Source organism: Armatimonadota bacterium (genome assembly GCA_031432545.1).
GTDB lineage: Bacteria > Sysuimicrobiota > Sysuimicrobiia > Sysuimicrobiales > Sysuimicrobiaceae > Caldifonticola > Caldifonticola tengchongensis.
The window spans coordinates 332,906-352,602 of the sequence record JAVKGX010000001.1; the positions used below are offsets into that span (position 1 = coordinate 332,906).

The following is a 19,697-nucleotide window of genomic DNA, read 5'->3' on the forward strand; positions in this document are numbered from 1 at the left end:
CCGGCGGCTAGAACCGGAAGATCGCGGTGAAGTGATACCCGAGCTGGTAGACGCTGGCGGCCGGAAAGAGCTTGGAGCGCGTGTCCGCTACCTGGGCGCTGAGTTGGTATTCGACCCACGGAGTGGGCGCGTAGCGGGCCGACAGGCTCCACGCCGCGTGGAGCGTGTCGGTTCCGGACCCCTGGGTGCGGGTCACCGTGTACGTCCCGGTCAGGAAGAACTTCGGATCCGGAAAGAAGTTCACATAGGCCGTCCACACGTCGGCGTACGTCCCCGCACTCCCCTTGACCGTAATCTGCGGGCTGAACGCCGCGCCCAGGGTTAGGTTTCCGGCCAGGAACAGGTCGACGCCGAACCGGTTTAGGCGCTGCTCCGTGGAGCCTGCGAAGCCGGCGAAAATCGAAGCCTGCGTCTGCCATTGGGTCATCGCGGTCAGCTGCAGCCACCGCGTGACACGGTACGCGGCTTCCACACCGAACTGCGTGGTCGACATCGAGAGCAGGCCGTCGGTGCGCGCCAGGTCGTTCGAGGAGACGAACGGCGTCAGCGCGAGCTGCGGCGTGGGCCGATAAGTGAGACGAACCGAGGTCGTGTTGGACTGCTGGCCGAACGCCGGCGAGAAGGCCGTAGCACCGAAGTCCTGCGCCAGACGGGTATGCGAGGCGATCACGAACAGCGCCGGACCCGGGAAGTAGACGGCCGTGAGCGTGAGGCTGCGGAAGGAGAAGTCGAAGTTCGTGCTCGTTCGGTCGTCGACGTCCTGCACCGTGTACGTGGCGCTGAAGAACAGCGGCCGCACGAAGTAGCTGGACGACAGCGTCCAGGTCGTGGTCGTGCCGTCGGTCAGCCTGGGGAAGCGATCGTCGACCGCCTCGTCGCGACGGTAGCTCAGCGAGAGCGTGGGCCCGTGGGGCGGGCTGAGTCTGAGGTCGAAGAACGTGGCCTGCGCGTCGGTCCGGCGCGCGGGCGACTCCAGGTGGTCGGTCACCGACGAGATCTGGAATCCCGCCTGTGCGAAAAAGTGCGGTCCGGAGTTGTAGGAGATCGCGAGCGATCCCCGCGTCCCGGACGACGTCCCCCACAACAAGCCTCCGGAGGCCGATGCGATCAGGTTGGCGTCGGGGCGCAGGCGGAGGGTGAACTGCGTCAGGTGGTCCGTGGAGTTGATGACGCTGTGGGTATAGGTGCCGGATCCCGTCTGCGTCTGCTGGCTTCGGGTCGCCACGGTCGTCTGGTGGACCAGGGTGAATGCGGGGGGCACCCGCCGCGGCAGGATGGTGAACCTCGCCGCCGCCGCCGGTCGATCGTTCGCGTACAGCTCGACGCTCCACACACCAGGCAGCTCCGCAGCGGGCTGCCCGCGGATCGGCAACTCGTCCCAGATGACGTCGTCTCCGGGCGGGACGAGGCGGGTCGGCGATACGCGGTGCAGCCGTCCTCGGGGATCGATCCACCGGAACACCACGGCGTGGGCCTGCCCGGACACGATGACCTGCGCCCAGGCCACGGCCTTGGTGTCCGTGGCCTCGAACAGATTGGTCTCCCCCACCGGCACCGGTCCGCCCTCTCGCGCGGTGACGAACCGCACGACCGTGAACGTCTGCTGGGCCCAAGCCTCGGGCAGGGCGAAGTGACAGGCGAGGAGCACAGCCAGCGCCGCCGCGAGGAGGTCGTTCAGGGTGCGTGCCAGCACGGCGGCGCCAGGTTGCTCGGCTGTGACCTACCTCAGCCGGAAGTCGGCCGAGTGCGTCTTGCCGTCGTCCAGGTTTAGCAGCAGACGGTAGCAGTGGTTGCCCCAGTCCCGCTGCGTCTGCCAGTTGAAGACGTACTGGTTTTCCGTCGAGTCGTAGCGCAGCGACGTGCCGCCCGTGGCGGTCGCCTCCTCGGGCACGCCGGCCTCCGCCTCGCTGGTACAGTGGATGGGGACGACCTGGATCGACACCACCGCGCTCAACGCGCTGACGTATGCTCCGTTCGCGTCCAGCAGCCGCCACTTGACGGGCACCGTGGACCCGGCCCGGACGGCGTTAAAGCCGGGGGACGGGTTCGTGAACATGATCGGCGGCAGGAACCCGACGAAGTTGTAGGTCACCGACAGCGCAGCGCTTCCCCCGCTGCCCGTATGGTTGATGTCACCGCTGTAGGTTCCGTTGATCTGGTGCGACCCTACGGCGGTCGCGTTGAAGCTGACCTGGCAGCTGGCCGAGTTCCCCGAGCCGCTCAGGGTACAGGGGTTCCCGGTGAAGGCGCCGGGCAGGCTGCTGGTGAACGTGACCGTGCCGGTCGGGGTGATCGCCGTGCCGGCACTTGTGTCCGTAACCGTCGCCGTGCATGTCGTGTTCCCGTTTACGAAGACCGCCGCAGGAACGCAGGCCACGGCCGTGGAGGTCTCACGCTGGGCGACCGTCAGCGAGAAGTTGCCGCTGCTGCCGGAGTGGTTGGCGTCGCCCGCGTAGGTGGCGGTGATGCTGTGGGCGCCGACCGAGCCCGGGTTGGGCGTGTAGGTGACCTGGCAGCTGGCGGCGTTGCCGGAACCGCTCAGCGTGCACGCCGTGCTGCTGAAGGATCCTGCTCCGCCCGTCCAGTTGACCGTGCCGGCCGGAGTCGTGGGCGTGCCCGAGCCCGTATCCGTCACGGTGGCCGTACACGTCGTCGGTGCGTTCACGGGAACGGGGTTGGGTACGCAGACCACGGCGGTCTGCGTGGGCCTCACGGACGCAGTCACGACGAGCGTGAAGGTCGCGTTGGAGGTATCCCACAGGCTGCCCGATCTTCCGCCGGTCACGCTGGCAATCGAAATGGTGTAGCTTCCCGGCATACTGGAAGAGAAGGTGACGGCCAGCACGTTGGGGGCACCGATGGACTGCGGCGGGGCGCCGGCGCAGCCCGTAAACACAAGCGAGGTCTGATTTGCCGTTACGCCGCTGGGCACCGAGAGAGTCACTGTGGCGGGGGCGCTGCCGGTGGCGTTGCAGCCACTGACATCTCCGGGTGGGGTGTTAGTCGGTTGGATGTAGTACCCGACCACGGCCGAACCCCCGGCTGGGATGGTCACGCTGGCGCCTGCCGTGCTCGATAGGGTGTTGTAGACGACGTCGGCGCGCGCCAGCGGAGGGATCCCGACGATCAACGCGACGACGGCGGCCAGCAGAGGACCCGTGCGCCGCCTCAAACGTTTTCCGATGCGGCCGTTCGCACGGCCGTGCAAGACCGAGGCGGCCGATGCCGTCACGACTGACACGACACGCCAGCACGCTCCCATGGGCGACACCCCCTCTGACTCGCTGGTAGTTGCTCTTATGCCCACTCGCCCCACCTGGCGGATCCGTCCGAGGTCCTAGGTCCTCCCACTCGCGGGCGGACGACCTTCAGCGGTGGCGGGCAGGTCTCAGCGGTGCCACAGTGGCGGAGGGAGCAGGATCAAGGAGGGGGTTGGCCATGCGTGCCAGGCACAACCGAGTCCTCTTGTACCTGGCAACGATCGCCCTCGTCGCAGGATGCGGATCGGGGGTCGTTTCCCGGGTTGGGACGTTGCAGATCACCGGCGCCATCTGGACGTCGCTCAGCGACGGGACCACGGTGAATGCGAACATCTACGACAGCAAGGACGACGTCTACATCAACGGTGGTCCGCAGAGTCCCAGGGCCGCCGGCCTTCCCGACGGCACGTACTACTTCCAGGTGACCGACCCGTCAGGGGCGACGCTGCTGTCCAGCGACAACGCCGAGTGCCGGCAGGTCACCGTATCCGGGGGCCGCATCACCGGTGCGACGGGGCTCTGTCCCCACCCCAACGGAACCACGAACCCGACCACCGGGGTGACACCCGTCAAGCTCATGCCTTACGACGACACGCCCAACCTGGGCGGAGAGTACAAGGTCTGGCTGATCCGCAGTGACCACGCGACCATCGGCTCCGACGGCAAGACGCTGATCTTCGACAGCAGGAATGCCAAGACGGACAACTTCAAGGTGCGGCGTCGGGGCAACGGGCAGCCGCCGCTGGTCTCCATCACCGGCTACAAGTGGTACGACACGAACACAAACGGGACCAAGGACGGCGACGAGGTCAACATCGGCGGCTGGCGGATCGAGAAGACCCCGCCCACGCCGGCGGACGTCACGTACACGTCGTCGATCGAGGGCCCGGGGTTGGGGACCTACGGCTTCCTCGTAGAGGCCAACTCCGGTACCTACACGATCAGCGAAGTCGCGCCGCCCCCCGGCTTCCACCCGGCCGGTGTGTGGGTCCCGACGACGCCGACATCCGGGACGGTGACGGTGGGCTCGACCGACGCGGCCGGACCCAACTTCGGCAACGTCTGCCTCGGCCCCACCGGCGGGCGGACGATCGGCTTCTGGACGAACCGGAACGGGCAGGCCTTGATCGATGCAGACGATCTCGCGACGTTGCAGGCTCTGAACTTGCGCAACGCCGACGGCAGTCACTTCGATCCCGTGAGCGCCGCTGAGCTCCGCACGTGGCTGCTAAACGCGACGGCGACCAACATGGCTTACATGCTGTCGGCGCAGCTGGCGGCGATGGCGCTCAACGTGCGCGAGGGGTTCGTCAGCGGCAGCGGGATGCTCTTCGTGGGCGTGGGCTTCCCGGGAGCGAACGCCGCGGGATTCATCTCGGTCAACGACCTGATGGCCCTTGCCAACGCCTCGCTGGGGACCGACGGCAACACACCGGCCGGCCACCCGCAGCGTGCCTACCAGGAGCAGTTGAAGAATGCGCTGGACGCAGCGAACAACAACGGCAGCCTGCTCGTCCAGCCGGGCCCTGGGAGCTGCCCGCCGATCCCTGAGAGCTACTGAACGAACCCAGACAAACGCCCGGGCCTCCCTCAGCGAGGCCCGGGCGTTGTCGTGTTTCCCATCAGGCGCGGTCGAGGATCTCGATCACGGCGCGGGCGATCTCCTCCTTGCCCTCCGCGATCCTCAGCAGCTCCCCCTCCGGCCCGATGAAGTAGCCGCGGTGCACCCCGCTTTCGATCTCGCGCAGGTCGTTGGCGACGACGACGTCGCAGTCGTTCTTCCGCTTCCACTCCCGCACCGAGGCCACCAGGTCCTCGGGGGTCTTGCCGACCTCCAGCTTGAACCCCACGAGAAACGTGCGCGGGCTGATCTCCTTCACCAGCCGGATCGCCTTGGGCGTGGGTACCAGGCGCACGACCCACTCCTCCTCGGAGGCGACCTTGTCGCGGTGGGCCTGAGCGGGAGCGAAGTCCAGCACCGCCATCGGATGGACGACCGCGTCGTAACCGGACGGCAGTTCGTCGCGGAACACGTTGACGAGGTCGTCGACGGTCTCGATGGGCACCAGCCGCAGGTGGTCCCGCCCCCGGGCGCGGATCTGCGGCAACTGGGAGCCGCGCCCGTAGACGAAGGTGACCGACGCCCCCGCCTGTACAGCCATCTCCGCGATCAACGATCCGAGCCGCCCGCTGGACTTGTTGGTGATGTAGCGGACGGCATCCAGAGGCGCCCGCGTGGGGCCGGAGGTGACGAGGACGCGCTTTCCCCGAAGCGGCACGTCTTTATGAGAAGGCGCATCGGCTCGCGGGTCAAGGGGTCGCGCGTCGTTCTCACCGGTAGGCGCGCCTCCTCCAGCGGTGGGCGTCTCGTCCGGATCGTGAGGTCGTCGGACGGTGCCGACCGGAGTTGGGAGCGAGCATCGCCAGCGGATAGAAGGTATCGCGCCACGTGATGCCGCCCTGACGCAGGGTGCGCAGCATCGAACGCAGCATGACGTAGGGGATCGCCAACGCCGCGACCGGGTGCAGGAGCGCGATCCACGCCGGCCGATCGTGGATCCGGCGCGTGAGGAAATGGCCGGCGAACAGCACCGTCCACAGGACCAGCGCGCACCTGGGGGCCGGCAAAGATCGGGATGCGTGTGACCAGGACGAACAGCGGGATCAGCGTCACGTAGAAGGGGATCATGATCGTCGCGAGGATGGCACCGAACAGCACGCGCTTGCCGGGGAAGTCCAGCCGCGCGAACGCGTATCCGGCCATGCTGCTCAACAGCAGGTTCGCCATGACGCCGGCGGCGGCGACGATCGCGCTGTTCAGGAAGTAGCGGGCGAAGGGTGCCCGCCGCATCGCCTCGGTGTAGTTCTCGAACCTCCACTGCTCGGGCAGCCATGTGGGCGGGAACCGGAAGATTTCCGCGTCGGTCTTGAACGATCCCAGCACCATCCATACGAACGGCAAGACCGTCGCGACCGCCCCCGCCGTCAGCAGGGCGTAGGCCGGCAGGCGGCGCCAGGAACGGTTGGGATCTGCGCTCATCGAGCGCGGCATCAATACACCGCCTCCTGCCGGAACAACCGCATGCCCGCCAGCGTCAGGACCAGAATGACCTTGGTTCCGGGTGTCCTCGATTGCCAGCGGGTGGAATCCGAAGACGTCGCGCATCACCCCGACGTCGTCCTCCGCGGGACCGGTGATGTCGACCCACACGACATCGGGCCCGCGCAGCAGACCCTCCAGGTCGGCGGGGTCTTCGTGCGAAGGGGGATGCAGAACGCGATAGCCCATCGTCTGCCGAAGGTTCCCTGGCCGGTTGTGTTCCCGGTGCGCCCGCCGAATCCTGCGCCGATGTGCTGGGAGCCGAGGGGGCAGGCTTCTGGGTCAGCCTTCGTCGTGCTGCAAACGGGCAGGGACGTCAGGCCTGCGGTTCTTTCAGCATGTACTTGCGCGCCAGGTCGGTCACGACCGGGATCTCGAAGCGCTCGCCGCGGTACGCCCGCACGGCGAACCAGATGGAGATCGCGAGGACCGCCACCGACAGCAGCGGCAGCAGGAACAGCAGGGGGAAAAGGATGAACCAGAGCAGGCTGGACAGCACGCTGAGCGCCACCCACACCGCCAGCCAAGCCAATCCCCAAACAGCGCCTGCCAGCCGTGGTAGTGCATGTAGGGATCCTTACCTCATGTCCGTCAGGACGACGATCAGCGCGGGGATCCAAAGCGGGTAGCCCAGCGCGGCGAGCAGGCGGTTCTCGGAAGGTCCGGGGTCCATCTCGTCTTCCTCACCCGCGGTGGCCTTTCCTCACACGGTACGCGACCGCAGAACCGTCCCCGACGGGGAGCGACTGGGCGTCCGCCTCCCGGTGCACGGGTTGCGGTCGTCCGACGGTCGTCCGGCGTCGCGCCGGCCGGGACAGTCCTCGGGTGGGTGCCAGCGACAGGCACAGCAGCACGAACAGCAAGACGGATGTCCAGAAGACCAACGGTTCCTGCACGATGCCCGCCACCTCCCCAGTCCCAACGGCGCCTATGTCTTCTGTTGGGTGAACGCACGGCGGCCGACAGTTTGCGCACCGGATCTGCCGGTTCCACCGTAGGACCTGAGGCGTTACGTGACCGTTACCGGGGGCCGCCGGCTTTCGGACCCAGAAGACGGAGCAGAGCCGCCGCTGTGGGCAGCTCCGCTCCTGTAGGAAGTGGCCGGCGAAACCTGTCCACACGGTTACCGGCCACCGCACGGCTTGGGAGACCTTACCGGGTTGACCCGGCGAGGACCTTCTCGCCAGGCGCGACGACCTCGACGTTCACCTTCCTCGGCAGCGCGCCCTCGGCCACCGGGATCGTGATCTCCAGGACGCCGTTGTAGTACCGTGCGGCAACCTGGTCGCTCTTCAGCGCCTGCGGCAGGGTCAACGTCCGCTCGAACGTCCCGTACGCCACCTCGCTGAACAGGTAATCGTCACGCGGGATCTCCAGTTCGAGCTTCCGCTCGCCCTTGATCGTCAGCAGGTTGTCGGTGACCGAGACGTCCACCGTCTTGGGATCCACGCCCGGCAGGAAGCAACGGAGCACGAGCGCGTTGTTGTGGTAGAAGGCCTCCATGGGCGGGATCCAGTGGGTCATCCGGGTCGTCGCGGCCTCGGTGCTCCCGAAGAACCGGTTGAAGAGGTTGCCGATCTCACGCTGGATCGCGTTGATCTCCTCGAAGGGATTCCAACGGTTCCAACGGGTCAGCATCGCATACCACCTCCTGCTGGGATCCTGGGTTCGGAGCGTGTCAAGGTTACCATGCACGCCCCAACCCAATGCTAGCAGCCATATTACGATGTGTCAAGGGTATCTACTTGACGACCCAGACCCGGCCCGTCAGGGGGTGACGGCGCGGTCGGCCTGGACGAGGCCCCACCCGCTCTTGTCGTCACGTCCGGGCTCTTCGATGTCCAAAGCCGTCTGTGCGAGCTTCCGCCTGATTGTGTCGGGGCCTGTGATGCCGTTGGCGATCATGAGGGCGATCACGCCGGAGACGTGCGGAGCGGCGAACGACGTGCCGTTCGCGCACCAGTACGTCTCTGTCACCAGCTTGGAAGGGCTCGCGACGATGATCCCGTGGGAGCAGTCCGACCCGAACCCGTCGCCGCCGGGCGCGGCCACGTCCACTTGGGGGCCGCGGTTGGAGTACGAGGTGACCCGGTTGTTCCTGTCGGTGGCCGCGACCGCGATCACGTCGGGCAGGTTGGCGGGGCAACTGACCGCTTTGCCGTCGTTGCCCGCGGCGGCGACAACCACAGCGCCCTTCGTGCCGACCGCGTAGTCCACGGCCTCCCTGATGACCTGCGGGCAGTCGGCTCCGGGCGCACCCCCGAGGCTGAGGTTGATCACCCTGGCTCCCCGGTCGGCGGCCCACACGATGCCAGCCGCCACGTCGACGAAGCGCCCCTCGCCGGTGTTGCTGTCCAGCGCGCGCACGATGACCAGGCGCACGCCCAACGTACCCCACGTCACGCCGGCCATGCCGCGACCGTTGTCCGTCTCCGCCCCGATGACGCTGCCGACCGCGGTTCCGTGGCTGAACCCGTCGTCCGGATAGCCCGGATCCGCGGGGTCGTCGTCGCCGTCGATGTAGTCTTTGCCGTCTTCGTAGGAGATCGCCAGGACGTCCGGATGCGCGGCGATCCCGGTGTCGACGACGGCCACTTTCACCGCCGGGCTACCGGTGGTGATCTCCCAGGCCGCCGGCATACAAATTGTGGCCATGCCAAGGTTCCACTGGTCGGGGAACCGCGGGTCGTTCGGCGTGCGGAGGACGTAGGCGCGCAGGCTGTGCTCGACGTACGCGACGCCTGCGGCGGCGCGCAGGCGGGCGAGCACTTCGGCTTCCGAGGGTGCTGGGACGCGAGCGACGACCACCCCGAGTGCGGGGTGCTCCGTGACCACCGAAGCGCCCGCCAGGGTCACGGCAAGCCGCCTCGCCGAGCCGTGTACTCCTGCGGGGAACTTCACGACGTATTCGCCGGGGATCTCGGCCGGTCCGGCGGGGAGCTGGCGCATCGGCAGCGGACGGACGGCCGACCGGGCGCCCTGTCGGACGGACGCATCCGCGGCGAGATCGATGCATGCCACGGATCGCGGCGCCGGGGACGGGACCGCCCCGCTGCCTCCGCACGCCGAGATCGCCAAGGCGGCCGCAACGAACACGACCGCCGTGCGAGAGTTCGTTCCCACGCTGCCTCCCGGTCGTCGTTGGCCGCCGGACTCGTGCGGCCAGCGGGAGTCGTGTGGGGTGCGAAGCATCCTAGGCCGCCCCCGGATCCGCCCACCGGAAGGCGACCACGTGGAAGGTCTTCAGTTTCCGGTTCCGGGCCGGATGCCACTCCACCTCGATGGGCTGTGCAAAGTCGGGCTGCATCCGACCGTGCTGCAGCCAGTAGCGGGCCTGGACGTCCCCCAGGATTGAGGGGTTCGCCTTCGCCACCAGGACCAAGGGCTTGTCCACGATGTGCACCTCGTCCAGTTCGGGCAGTTGGGCGAGAGCGAGCAGCACGGATCGTGTCACGCCGTCCGGCGGGCGAGGGTGAAGGTTTACCAGACCGATGTTGCGCCGCAGCGGACCGACGATCTTCACGTTGGCGAGTTCGGCCGCAAACCCCGTCCGCCTCACGACCTCCAACACGACCTCGTTGGCCGCCGCCACGGCGCGTCCGTGGTAGTCGCGGTTGGCCAGCGGCTTGAGCAGGTGCTTGAGTTTGCACCCCTCCCGGCCCGGGTTCTCGCCGATCCGGGGAGGGGTGACGCCGAGCTCGGCGGCCAGGGCTCGGATCTGCTCCTTGTCCAGGTCCAGCAGCGGCGCGTAGTACCCGTTGCACACCCGCAGCCCGAAGCGGCCCCACGTGTCCGATCGGTTGGCGCCGGTGAGGACGAGGCGCCCCTGGGCCGCCGCCTTGACCAGGCCCAGCTTGATGTCCCGTGTGCACCGGTTGCATGCAGGGCCGGACGCCATGATCCGGTCCTGCATCGGCTGGCCGATCAGGCAGCGCTGGCGCAGCCCGAGGGCGTCGGCGATCTCCAGCACGATCTCGTTGCCGCGGTGGTACGCGTACTGCCCCATGTTCACGGTGACCAGCAGCACGTTGTCGGGGCCCAGCGCCCGCCGGCACAGCGCGGCCACGACGGTGCTGTCCAGCCCGCCGCTGAAGGCGACCACCACGGGCCGCCCTCCGGTGACCCCCCGGATCTCCTGGACGAGTTCGTCGACCTGTGACACGCGCACAGTATATAATGTCACAAAGGTCTTTTGGTCGCTTCTCCGGCACGGCGCAGGAGCCGGAGCGTTCGTGCCCGAATCCAAAGCAGGGCAATTTCAGGCCAGGGAGGGGGGACGCTGTGTCCAGACGACTCGCGCTGGTGATCGTCGCCGCGTTCGTGGCGGCGGTGTTGGTCCTTCCGGCGACGGGCGCGCCCGCGACGCCTCAGGCGGGCGGCACGCTGATCATCGGGCGGGGGGCCGACTCGGTGACGCTCAGCCCGTACGCTTCGGCTTCTCCGGACGCCGAGGTGATCGCGCACATCGCCGAGACGCTCTACCAACTCACGCCGGAGGGGCGGATCGTCCCGCTGCTCGCGGAGGCGATGCCGACCCTGTCGCCCGACGCGCGGACGATGACGATCCGCCTGCGGACGGGCATCCGGTTCCACGACGGCACGCCGTTCGACGCCGCGGCGGTGAAGTGGAACTTCGACTTCATCCTCAACCCCGACAACCGGGCACCGTTCCGTGCGATCCTGCTCGGCGAGGTGGCCAGCGTTGACGCCGTGGACGCGCGGACGGTGCGCCTGAACCTGCGGCGCCCGTTCGTGCCGCTGCTCGCACACCTGACGCACGACTTCCTCGCGATCCACAGCCCGACGGCGGTGCAGCGGGCCGGCGGCATGCGGCCGCCCACCGGCGAACCCTACGGGCGGCAGCCGGTCGGCACGGGGCCGTACCGGTTCCGCGAGTGGGTGCGCGGTGACCGCATCGTGCTCGAGCGCAACCCCGACTACTGGGGTCCGCGCAAGCCCCTGCTCGACCAGATCGTGTGGCGTGTCATCCCCGACGACGGGGCGCGCGTGCTCGCGCTGGAAGGTGGGCAGATCCACGTCGCCGTCCGCGTACCTCCGCGGGAGACGACGCGCCTGGCCCTGAACCAGGCGCTGCGGATCGACCGTACGAGCAGCGTGCGCACGATCTACATCGCCTTCAACAACCAAAAGCCACCGTTCAACGACGTCCGCGTCCGACAGGCGTTCAACTACGCCGTGAACAAGCGCGCGATCGCGCAGACGGTGCTGGGCGGTGCGGCGCGGGTCTCGGACGCTCCCATCTCGCCCGGCATCGTCGGCTACAGTGGGATCCAGGCGGGCGGGTATCCCTACGACGTCAACCGGGCGCGGCAACTGCTCGCCGAAGCCGGGCACGGTGGCGGGGTGAACGTCACGATCCTGCACCCGACCGGGCGGTACGTGCAGGACGCGCAGGTCGCTGCGGCCGTCCAGGCCCAGCTGCGCGCAGCCGGCATCAACGCGCGGCTGCAGACGATGGAGTGGGCAGCCTACCTATCGTTCACCAACCAGCCGCCGGACCGCACGCCGGTGGAGTCGTTCATGCTCGGCTGGGGCACGGTCACGGGCGACGCCGACTATGGCCTGTACAGCCTGTTCCACAGCAGCCAGTGGGCGCCGGCGGGCTTCAACCGATTCTTCTACCGGAACCCGCAGGTGGACAGCCTGCTCGACCAGGCGCGCGCGATGACGGACGCGGCACGCCGGGCGGCGACGTACCGGGAGGCGATGGAGATCATCTGGCGCGACGCGCCGTGGCTGTTCCTGCACAGCGAGTCGCAGGTAACCGGTGTGCGGCGTGAGGTGCAGGATCTGCTGGTCCACCCGACGGAGCGCATCGTCGCGTTCCACGCCTGGCTGCGGCGGTAGGGGGACGCACGTAAGGGGGTCAGGGACCGCGGGCAGGCAGGGCCTGCCCGTCCCCTGACCCCTATTGCTCTGACACCCAGCGGCTGGCCGCCGGTTTCTGAGCCCATGTGGCGCTATCTCCTCAAGCGCGTTCTGCTGGCGATCCCGGTGCTGTTGGGGGTGTCCATCGTCGTCTTCGCGATGGTCCGGTTCATCCCCGGAGACCCGGCGCAGATCATGGCCGGGCAGGCGGCCACGCAGGAGGTCGTCGAGCAGATCCGCGAGTCGCTGGGGTTGGATCAGCCGATCCTGGTGCAGTACGCGTACTTCCTGCGCAACGCGCTGACCGGCGACCTGGGGCGGTCGCTGTTCAGCGGGGTGCCCGTCAGCGAAGAGCTGGGGCAACGCTTCCCGCGCACCGTGCGCCTGGCGCTGGCGAGCATCTTCGTCGCCGCGCTGATCGGCATCCCGGCAGGCATCCTGTCGGCGACCCGCCACCTGTCGTGGGTCGACAGCATCGTCATGATCCTGGCACTGGCGGGAGTCTCGATCCCGGTGTTCTGGCTGGGGCTGAACCTGATCCTGGTCTTCTCCGTCCGGCTGCACTGGATGCCGGCGTTCGGGTACGAGACCTGGCGACACCTCGTCCTGCCCTCGATCACGCTGGGCACGGCGTCGGCGGCGATCATCGCGCGCATGACCCGCTCGGCGATGCTCGAGGTGCTGCGCCAGGACTACGTCCGCACGGCACGCGCGAAGGGTCTGGCCGAGCGCGTGGTCGTCAACCACCACGCGTTGCGCAACGCCCTGATCCCGGTGGTGACCGTCGTCGGCCTGCAGCTGGGGGCACTGCTGTCGGGGGCCGTGCTCACAGAGACGGTGTTCTCCTGGCCGGGCATCGGCAAGCTGCTGGTCGACTCGGTGCTGGCGCGCGACTACCCGATCATCCAGGGCGCGGTCTTGCTGATCGCGGCGACGTTCGTCTTCCTCAACGTCGTTGTCGACGCGACGTACGCGATGCTGGATCCGCGGATTCGGTACGAGTGATGGCGACCGATACCGTGGCGGCTCCCCGGCCCCTGATGCGGGCGCGTACCGCCGGCAGCCAGGTCTGGCGGCGCCTGCGGCGCAACCGGGGCGCGGTGCTCGGTCTTTGGATCCTGGGGCTGTTCGCGACGTGCGGCATGTTCGCGCCGCTGATCGCCCCCTACGACCCTTACTTCTCGGACCTGGAGGCCAGCCTGGCCGGCCCCAGCCCCCGCCACTGGCTGGGGACGGATGAGCTGGGGCGGGACATCCTCAGCCGCATCATCTTCGGTGCGCGGCTGTCGATGGTGATCGGCGCCATCTCGGTCGCGATCGGGGTCGTGATCGGCACGCCGATCGGGCTGTTCTCCGGGTACCTGGGTGGCTGGTTCGATCTGTTCTGGCAGCGGCTGATGGACATCATGCTCGCGTTTCCGGGGGTGATCCTGGCGATCGTGCTGGTGACGATCCTGGGGGTGGGGCTTGTCAACGTGATGATCGCCGTCGGGATCGTGTCCGTGCCGGTGTACGCGCGCCTGGTGCGCGGGCAGGTGCTGGGCCTCAAGGAGCAGGAGTTCGTCGACGCCGCACGCGCCCTGGGGGCCGGCGACGGGCGCATCGTGTTCCGGCACATCCTGCCCAACACCATGGCCGTGCTGATCGTGCAGACGACCCTGCAGGTCGCCACCGCCATCCTCTCGGCGGCCGCGCTCGGCTTCCTGGGTCTGGGCGTGCAGCAGCCGACCGCGGAGTGGGGCGCGATGCTTTCGACCGCCCGGCAGTACATCCAGCTCGCCCCCCACACCCTGGTTTTCCCCGGGCTGGCGATCATGCTGACGGTGCTGGGCTTCAACCTCCTCGGAGACGGGCTGCGCGACGCGCTGGATCCCCGGATGAAGCTCTGAGCGGGTGCGGTCTCCTGTGTGCCGCGACGGCTCAGCCGCCGAGCCGTTCGAGGAGGGCGGCCAGGGATTCGTAGTAGGCGGACAGCGACGCCTGGCGGCCCTGCAGGAAGCGACGGCCGGCGTGCACGAGGGGCAGCGCGCGGCCGCCGATGCGGCCGATGCCCGCCACGCAGATCCCGAACTTGTCGTCCACGGCCCACTGCCCACCGAGGTTGCGGATGATCACCTCCCCCAGATAGGCACCGAAGAGGTTCACCACCGCATCGACCTTGCCGGGCGTGTGGTCAGCCCATCCTTCGTCGATGAGGCGGTCGCAGATCTCAAGCGACGCGGGCGAGTAGTCGAGTTCGATCCCAACAAGCCGCCGCACGGCGCGCACGTGCTCGGTGGCGTAGGTGCGGTAGCGGACCGCGACGTCCACGCGGTCAGGGTCTCCGGACACCGCAGACCGCGGCCTCAGACGTCGAAGTACAGGTAGAACTCGTACGGGTGCGGCCGGATGTTGACCTCGTGCAGTTCCTTCTCCCGCTTGTACGCGATCCAGGTTTCGATCAGGTCGCGCGTGAAGACGTCGCCTTCCAGCAGGAACTCGCAGTCGCTCTCCAGTGCCTCCAGCGCGCGCGCCAGCGACCCGGGCACGCTGCGCACGCGCGCTGCCTCATCGGGGTCCAGCTCGTAGGTGTTCTTGTCCAGGGGGCCGAACCCGGCCGCCACCGGGTCGATCTTGCGGCGCACGCCGTCCAGCCCCGCCATGAGCATCGCCGCGAACGCCAGGTAAGGGTTGCACGTCGGATCGGGCGGCCGGAACTCCACGCGCTTGGCCGCGGCCCCCTCGGGACCGGTCTCGTACATCGGGACCCGGATCGCCGCGCTGCGGTTGCGCTTGCTGAATGCCACGTTGACGGGCGCCTCGTAGTGCGGCACCAGGCGGCGGTAGGAGTTCGTCGTCGGGGCGCAGAACGCCAACAGCGCGTCGATGTGCGTGAGCAGCCCGCCGATGTAGTACAGGGCCGTCTCGCTCAGCTCGGCGTACTGGCCTTCGGCGTAAAACAGGTTGCGGTCGCCCTTCCACAGGCTCTGGTGCGTGTGCATCCCCGACCCGTTGTCGCCGAACAGCGGCTTGGGCATGAACGTCGCCGTCAGCCCGTGGCGCCGGGCGGTGTTCTTGACGATGTACTTGTAGCACATGAGGTTGTCGGCCATGTGCAGGAGGGTGGCGAACCGCATGTCGATCTCGCACTGTCCCGCGGTGGCGACCTCGTGGTGGTGGTACTCGACGGGGATGCCCCACTGTTCGAGGAACATGCTCATCTCGCTGCGCAGGTCCATAAGCGTGTCGCTGGGCGGAGTCGGGAAATACCCCTCCTTGGTGCGGATCTTGTAGCCGAGGTTGCGCTCCCCGTTCCCCGTGTTCCAGATGCCCTCCGGCGAGTCGATGGCGAAGCCGGCGCGGTGCGGCAAGTTCTCATAGCGCACGTCGCTGAACACGAAGAACTCCGCCTCGGGGCCCCAGTAGGAGACGTCGGCGATACCCGTCTCGCGCAGGTACTCCTCGGCGCGCTTGGCCACCTGGCGCGGGTCACGCGAGAACGGCGCGCGCAGTTCCGGGTCGAGCACGTCGCAGATCATCGTCATCGTCGGCACGGTGCAGAACGGGTCCACCCGCGCGGTGTCGGGGTCGGGGAGCAGGATCATGTCCGACTCCTGGATCTCCTTGAACCCGCGGATGCTGCTGCCGTCGAAGCCGATGCCCTTGCGGAACGTCGTCTCGTCGATCGCCGAGACCGGGATCGTCGCATGCTGCCAGGTACCCGGCAGGTCGGTGAACCGGAAGTCCACCATCTGGATGCCCTTTTCCTTGATCTCTGCCAGGACGTCACGTGCGGTCTTCGAAGCCATTCTGCGCACCTCCCGTTTCGTCCGACTCTGTTGGCTCGTCCCGTCTGTTCGGCTCGACGCGCGTGCGCGGTTCGCCCGGCGGCGCGGCGCCGGAGTCATCCCACAGCATCAATGGATCCCAACGTCGCTCCATCGTTCTTTCCATCCACCGACCGAAAAGACACGACACCCCCGCGCATCCGCGCAGGGGCGTCGTGGCCCCGAGTCGATGATTCAGTTTTTTACGCTTATACCACGTAGGAAGCCGGCCGTCAAACCTCATCCTCGACCCGCGCGCCGCAGGAGGCGGGTGGGCAGCACCACCCACGCGCAGAACAGGAGCACGAACCAGCCCAACGCGACCCACCCCTCCACGGTCCTCACCTCCCTTTCTCCTACGGTTTGACGTTCGCCATACAACCCCGCACCCGCCGCCAACGCCTCGGGGGCGTAGGCGAGCGTACCGTGTTCGGGGATGTCCGAGCCCTCCAAGTCTTCTTCCGAGGAAGTGCACACGCAAAACCACTTGACAGGCGTGCTCGTCTCCGCTTGTATTGGGCGTATCAATATGTGGTGAACTGTCCATATTGTAAACATGCGCGGGGCACAACTTTTAGAGCGGGCGCTGAAGATCCTGGACATGTTCACGCCTGAACGGCCGGCCTGGCTGGTCAGCGAGATCAGTCACGCTACGGGGCTGTCGCGTCCGACGGTTTACCGAATCCTGCGAGCACTCCAGGTGTACGGCTATGTCCGTCGGGACCCGGTGACCAGTCGCTTCCGACTCGGTTCAGGTGCGTTGGCGCTGGGGCGGAGAGCCTTGGAAAGCATTGAGCTGAGGCAGGTAGCCTACCCCGTGATGCGCAGGTTGCAGGAGGCTACGGGGGAGACGGTGCTGCTCACGGTCGTCAGCGAGGACGGAACGGAGAGCGTGTGCGTGGAACGGTTGGAGAGCCCTCAACGTCTGCGCCTCATTCTCGAGGTGGGTCGCAGGGTCCCCCTTCACGCGGGTGCCTCCAGCAAGGTCCTCCTCGCTTTTATGCGGCCCGAGCAGGTGCGGAGGGTGGTCGCGCTGCGCGGATTGCCGCGCCTGAACAAGAACACAATCACGGAACCAGACGCATTGGAGCAGGAGCTCGCGGAAATCCGGCGCCGTGGGTACGCGCTGAGCTTCGAGGAGACGAACCAGGGCGCGGCGGGGATAGCGGCGCCGGTGTTCGATGTCGCAGGACAACTTGCGGGTGGGCTCGGGATCGCCGGCCCCCTGATCCGCTTCGGGGACGAGGCACTGACACACTTGATCCCATTGGTGTGCAGGCACGCGGACGAGATCACGCGGGCGCTGGGAGGGCAGCGAGCAGCGACGCCCCTTGGGGCATCGCGCTAAGGGGAGGTGGACAGTGACCACGGAGCTGGAAACCTGGCAAGCAAAGATGGCCCAGTCGGCTGCGCTTGCGGAGCGGGCCCGACGGGTTCTTCCCGATGGGGTCTCGTCGCCCGTGCGGGGCGGGCGGACCTTCGAACCGCACCCCTTTTACACAGCCCGCGCGGAGGGTGCCTATCTCTACGACGAAGACAGGAACCGTTACGTGGACACCGTTATGGCGTTCGGGCCTGTCATTTTGGGCCATGCACACCCCGAGGTGACCCAGGCGGTCCAGGACCAGGCAGCTTGCGGGTTGATCTACGGGACCTGCAACGCGCTCGAGGTGGAGGTGGCGGAGGCCGTCCGCCAGATGATCCCCACTGCGGAGATGGTACGGTTCACACCGTCTGGCACCGAGGCCACCATGCACGCGCTGCGGCTGGCCCGCGGCTTCACCGGTAAGCCGAAGATCCTAAAGTTCGAGGGTCACTACCACGGCAACCACGACGCCGTGCTGGTGAGCGTGAACCCTCCCCTGGACGTGGTGGGCTCGGAGAGAGCCCCTGTGCGGGTGCCTGTGGGGTCGGGCATCCCGGAGGAGCACTACACCCACACTCTGGTGGCAGCGTGGAACGACCTGGAAGAGGCCGAGCGCTGGATCCGGCGGCACCGGCACGAGCTCGCCGCGGTGATCACGGAGCCGGTGATGGCCAACAAGGGTTTCATCGCGCCTGCCCCCGGATACCTGCAGGCGCTGGAGCGGATCTGCCGAGAGAACGACGTGTTGTTCGTCCTGGACGAGGTGATTACCGGCTTCCGCATGGCTCCGGGCGGCGCGCAGGAGGTGTACGGTCTGCGCCCGGATCTGTCCACCTTTGCCAAGGCCATGGCGAATGGCGCGCCCGTCGGTGCCTTCGTGGGACGGAGGGAGATCATGGCGCTTCTGGAGGGTGGGCGGGTGCGGCACGCGGGCACCTACAACGCGAGCCCTCTCTGCCTGGCCGCGGCTAAAGCCACCCTGGACGTATTGCGGCGCGGCGAGGGCGAAGTGTACCAGACGTTGAACCGGCTGGGGACGCGTCTACAAGATGGCTTGCGCGAGGTGGCGACGCGACTGGCGGTGCCCGTGCTCGTGCAGGGAGAAGGCTCCATGATGCAGCTGTACGTGACCCGTCTGACGCAGGTCCGCACGTACCGGGAGGCAGCCGCCACCCGACGTGACCTGTTTAGGGAGTTTGCACACCGCATGATCCTTCGGGGCGTGTTCGTGCATCCAGACAACTACGAGCACTGGTTCCTGTCGGCGGCTCATACGGACCGTGAGGTGGATGCGATTCTGCAGGCCGCGGAGGACACCCTGCGGGAGATGAAGGGTGAAGGTTTGTTCGCCGCTGTTTAGGGAACCGGGAGGGAGGGGAGGGGATGGATCGACCGGACCTGGACCTGCTGCGGGACGCCATCGACATGCACGCGCACACGCATCCTGCCCTGTTCCGAAGGCCCCTGGACGACGCGGACCTCGCACGCGCGGCGCTGCAGTACGGCATGCGGGGGTTCGTGCTGAAGGACCACGACTCCATGACCGTGGGTCGTGCTTACTACGTGAACAAGATGTTTGACGGAATCCAGGCCTTCGGGGCGATCGTGCTCAACCGGTCCGTGGGCGGACTCAACCCGCACGTCGTGCAGGCCGCCATCCACTACGGAGCCAAGGTCGTCTGGATGCCCAGCAACCACTCCAAGTGGCACGCGGAGTACTTCCAGACCTCTGACTACCCACAGCTGGGTCGGCCCCGGAAGCAGCTCTCAGGTCCCGGAATCACGGTGTTGGACGAGGAAGGCCAGTTGAAGCCCGAAGTCCTTACGATCCTGGATCTGGTGGCTGAGGCGGACGTGTGCCTGGCCACGGGTCATCTGAGTCCCCAGGAGACGCGTCTGCTGCTGGAAGAAGCCCTCCGAAGGGGCGTCCGAAAGTTTCTGGTGACTCACGCAAACTGGGCCCTCACTCGCTACGACCTGGACGCCCAGCGGGAGTTTGTGCGCAAGGGCGCGTTTCTCGAGTACGTTGCGGTGTCGTGTGTGTCGCCCATCTTCTACGAACAGAAACCGGCAGAGCTCGCCGTATGGATCAAGGAACTCGGGGGCCAGAACCTGCTGCTGAGCTCGGATCTCGGGCAGCTGTCGGGTCCACCGCACCCCGAGGGCTTGCGAATGTTGGTGGCGGCGCTGCTGGACGAAGGCGTACCGTTCGACGTCCTCGCACGCATGACGCGGGACAACCCGGCGCGGCTGCTGAACCTCGAGCCCCGGTGAGG

At 67.6% G+C, this 19,697-nt stretch carries 19 protein-coding genes; 7 read left to right on the forward strand and 12 right to left on the reverse strand.

Annotated elements, in window-relative coordinates; all coding sequences use genetic code 11:
* Positions 1 to 7 precede the first annotated feature (7 nt).
* Together QN163_01690 and QN163_01695 are read right to left on the reverse strand one after the other, a co-directional pair.
* Complete coding sequence (locus QN163_01690) at positions 8 to 1,693, reverse strand: hypothetical protein (protein ID MDR5682726.1); 1,686 nt, start codon at positions 1,691 to 1,693, stop codon at positions 8 to 10.
* A 27-nt stretch (positions 1,694 to 1,720) separates the two neighbouring features.
* Positions 1,721 to 3,172 carry a PxKF domain-containing protein gene (locus QN163_01695; GenBank protein MDR5682727.1) on the reverse strand — a complete coding sequence of 484 codons (1,452 nt, stop codon included), beginning with the start codon at positions 3,170 to 3,172 and terminating at the stop codon, positions 1,721 to 1,723.
* A 266-nt stretch (positions 3,173 to 3,438) separates the two neighbouring features.
* Between QN163_01695 and QN163_01700 the strand changes: the two genes are divergently transcribed.
* On the forward strand, positions 3,439 to 4,821 hold the full coding sequence (locus tag QN163_01700; protein MDR5682728.1) for a hypothetical protein: 1,383 nt from the start codon (positions 3,439 to 3,441) through the stop codon (positions 4,819 to 4,821).
* 61 nt (positions 4,822 to 4,882) lie between these two features.
* On the opposite strand, the gene QN163_01705 is transcribed toward QN163_01700, so the two are convergent.
* The 7 genes from QN163_01705 to QN163_01735 form a co-directional block, all read right to left on the reverse strand.
* The gene (locus tag QN163_01705; GenBank protein ID MDR5682729.1) at positions 4,883 to 5,539 is read right to left on the reverse strand and encodes a phosphopantothenoylcysteine decarboxylase; all 657 of its coding nucleotides are present in this window, start codon (positions 5,537 to 5,539) and stop codon (positions 4,883 to 4,885) included.
* Positions 5,431 to 6,549 (reverse strand): hypothetical protein, encoded by a 1,119-nt coding sequence (locus tag QN163_01710; protein MDR5682730.1) that lies wholly within the window; start codon positions 6,547 to 6,549, stop codon positions 5,431 to 5,433. Before QN163_01710 ends, QN163_01705 begins: the two co-directional genes overlap by 109 nt.
* Positions 6,550 to 6,676: 127 nt before the next feature.
* Positions 6,677 to 6,892 carry a hypothetical protein gene (locus QN163_01715; protein MDR5682731.1) on the reverse strand — a complete coding sequence of 72 codons (216 nt, stop codon included), beginning with the start codon at positions 6,890 to 6,892 and terminating at the stop codon, positions 6,677 to 6,679.
* 151 nt (positions 6,893 to 7,043) lie between these two features.
* A complete protein-coding gene (locus QN163_01720; GenBank protein ID MDR5682732.1) occupies positions 7,044 to 7,256 on the reverse strand; it encodes a hypothetical protein in 213 nt (70 codons plus the stop codon).
* 256 nt (positions 7,257 to 7,512) lie between these two features.
* The gene (locus QN163_01725; GenBank protein ID MDR5682733.1) at positions 7,513 to 7,998 is read right to left on the reverse strand and encodes an Hsp20/alpha crystallin family protein; all 486 of its coding nucleotides are present in this window, start codon (positions 7,996 to 7,998) and stop codon (positions 7,513 to 7,515) included.
* A gap of 129 nt (positions 7,999 to 8,127) precedes the next feature.
* A complete protein-coding gene (locus QN163_01730; GenBank protein MDR5682734.1) occupies positions 8,128 to 9,483 on the reverse strand; it encodes a S8 family serine peptidase in 1,356 nt (451 codons plus the stop codon).
* 70 nt (positions 9,484 to 9,553) lie between these two features.
* Positions 9,554 to 10,528, reverse strand: coding sequence for a 7-cyano-7-deazaguanine synthase (locus QN163_01735; GenBank protein ID MDR5682735.1), 975 nt, complete (start codon positions 10,526 to 10,528; stop codon positions 9,554 to 9,556).
* Positions 10,529 to 10,641: 113 nt separating this feature from the next.
* On the opposite strand from QN163_01735, the gene QN163_01740 reads away from it, so the two are divergent.
* From QN163_01740 to QN163_01750, 3 genes are all read left to right on the forward strand, one after another.
* Positions 10,642 to 12,228 carry a glutathione ABC transporter substrate-binding protein gene (locus tag QN163_01740; protein MDR5682736.1) on the forward strand — a complete coding sequence of 529 codons (1,587 nt, stop codon included), beginning with the start codon at positions 10,642 to 10,644 and terminating at the stop codon, positions 12,226 to 12,228.
* Between the two features lie 105 nt (positions 12,229 to 12,333).
* Positions 12,334 to 13,254: an ABC transporter permease gene (locus tag QN163_01745; GenBank protein MDR5682737.1), complete on the forward strand. Its 921-nt coding sequence runs from the start codon at positions 12,334 to 12,336 to the stop codon at positions 13,252 to 13,254.
* Positions 13,254 to 14,138, forward strand: coding sequence for an ABC transporter permease (locus QN163_01750; GenBank protein ID MDR5682738.1), 885 nt, complete (start codon positions 13,254 to 13,256; stop codon positions 14,136 to 14,138). Before QN163_01745 ends, QN163_01750 begins: the two co-directional genes overlap by 1 nt.
* Positions 14,139 to 14,169: 31 nt before the next feature.
* On the opposite strand, the gene QN163_01755 is transcribed toward QN163_01750, so the two are convergent.
* The 3 genes from QN163_01755 to QN163_01765 all read right to left on the reverse strand — a co-directional run bounded on the left by QN163_01755 (position 14,170) and on the right by QN163_01765 (position 16,508).
* Positions 14,170 to 14,559 carry a DUF6278 family protein gene (locus QN163_01755; GenBank protein MDR5682739.1) on the reverse strand — a complete coding sequence of 130 codons (390 nt, stop codon included), beginning with the start codon at positions 14,557 to 14,559 and terminating at the stop codon, positions 14,170 to 14,172.
* A gap of 35 nt (positions 14,560 to 14,594) precedes the next feature.
* Positions 14,595 to 16,037 carry a type I glutamate--ammonia ligase gene (gene glnA / locus QN163_01760; GenBank protein MDR5682740.1) on the reverse strand — a complete coding sequence of 481 codons (1,443 nt, stop codon included), beginning with the start codon at positions 16,035 to 16,037 and terminating at the stop codon, positions 14,595 to 14,597.
* Positions 16,038 to 16,295: 258 nt separating this feature from the next.
* The gene (locus QN163_01765; GenBank protein MDR5682741.1) at positions 16,296 to 16,508 is read right to left on the reverse strand and encodes a hypothetical protein; all 213 of its coding nucleotides are present in this window, start codon (positions 16,506 to 16,508) and stop codon (positions 16,296 to 16,298) included.
* A gap of 103 nt (positions 16,509 to 16,611) precedes the next feature.
* Between QN163_01765 and QN163_01770 the strand changes: the two genes are divergently transcribed.
* The 3 genes from QN163_01770 to QN163_01780 are packed head-to-tail and all read left to right on the forward strand — an operon-like array spanning position 16,612 to position 19,695.
* Positions 16,612 to 17,403: an IclR family transcriptional regulator gene (locus QN163_01770; GenBank protein ID MDR5682742.1), complete on the forward strand. Its 792-nt coding sequence runs from the start codon at positions 16,612 to 16,614 to the stop codon at positions 17,401 to 17,403.
* Between the two features lie 13 nt (positions 17,404 to 17,416).
* Positions 17,417 to 18,781, forward strand: a complete 1,365-nt coding sequence (locus QN163_01775) for a glutamate-1-semialdehyde 2,1-aminomutase (GenBank protein MDR5682743.1) — start codon at positions 17,417 to 17,419, stop codon at positions 18,779 to 18,781.
* Positions 18,782 to 18,804: 23 nt separating this feature from the next.
* Complete coding sequence (locus QN163_01780) at positions 18,805 to 19,695, forward strand: DUF6282 family protein (protein ID MDR5682744.1); 891 nt, start codon at positions 18,805 to 18,807, stop codon at positions 19,693 to 19,695.
* Positions 19,696 to 19,697: the final 2 nt, after the last annotated feature.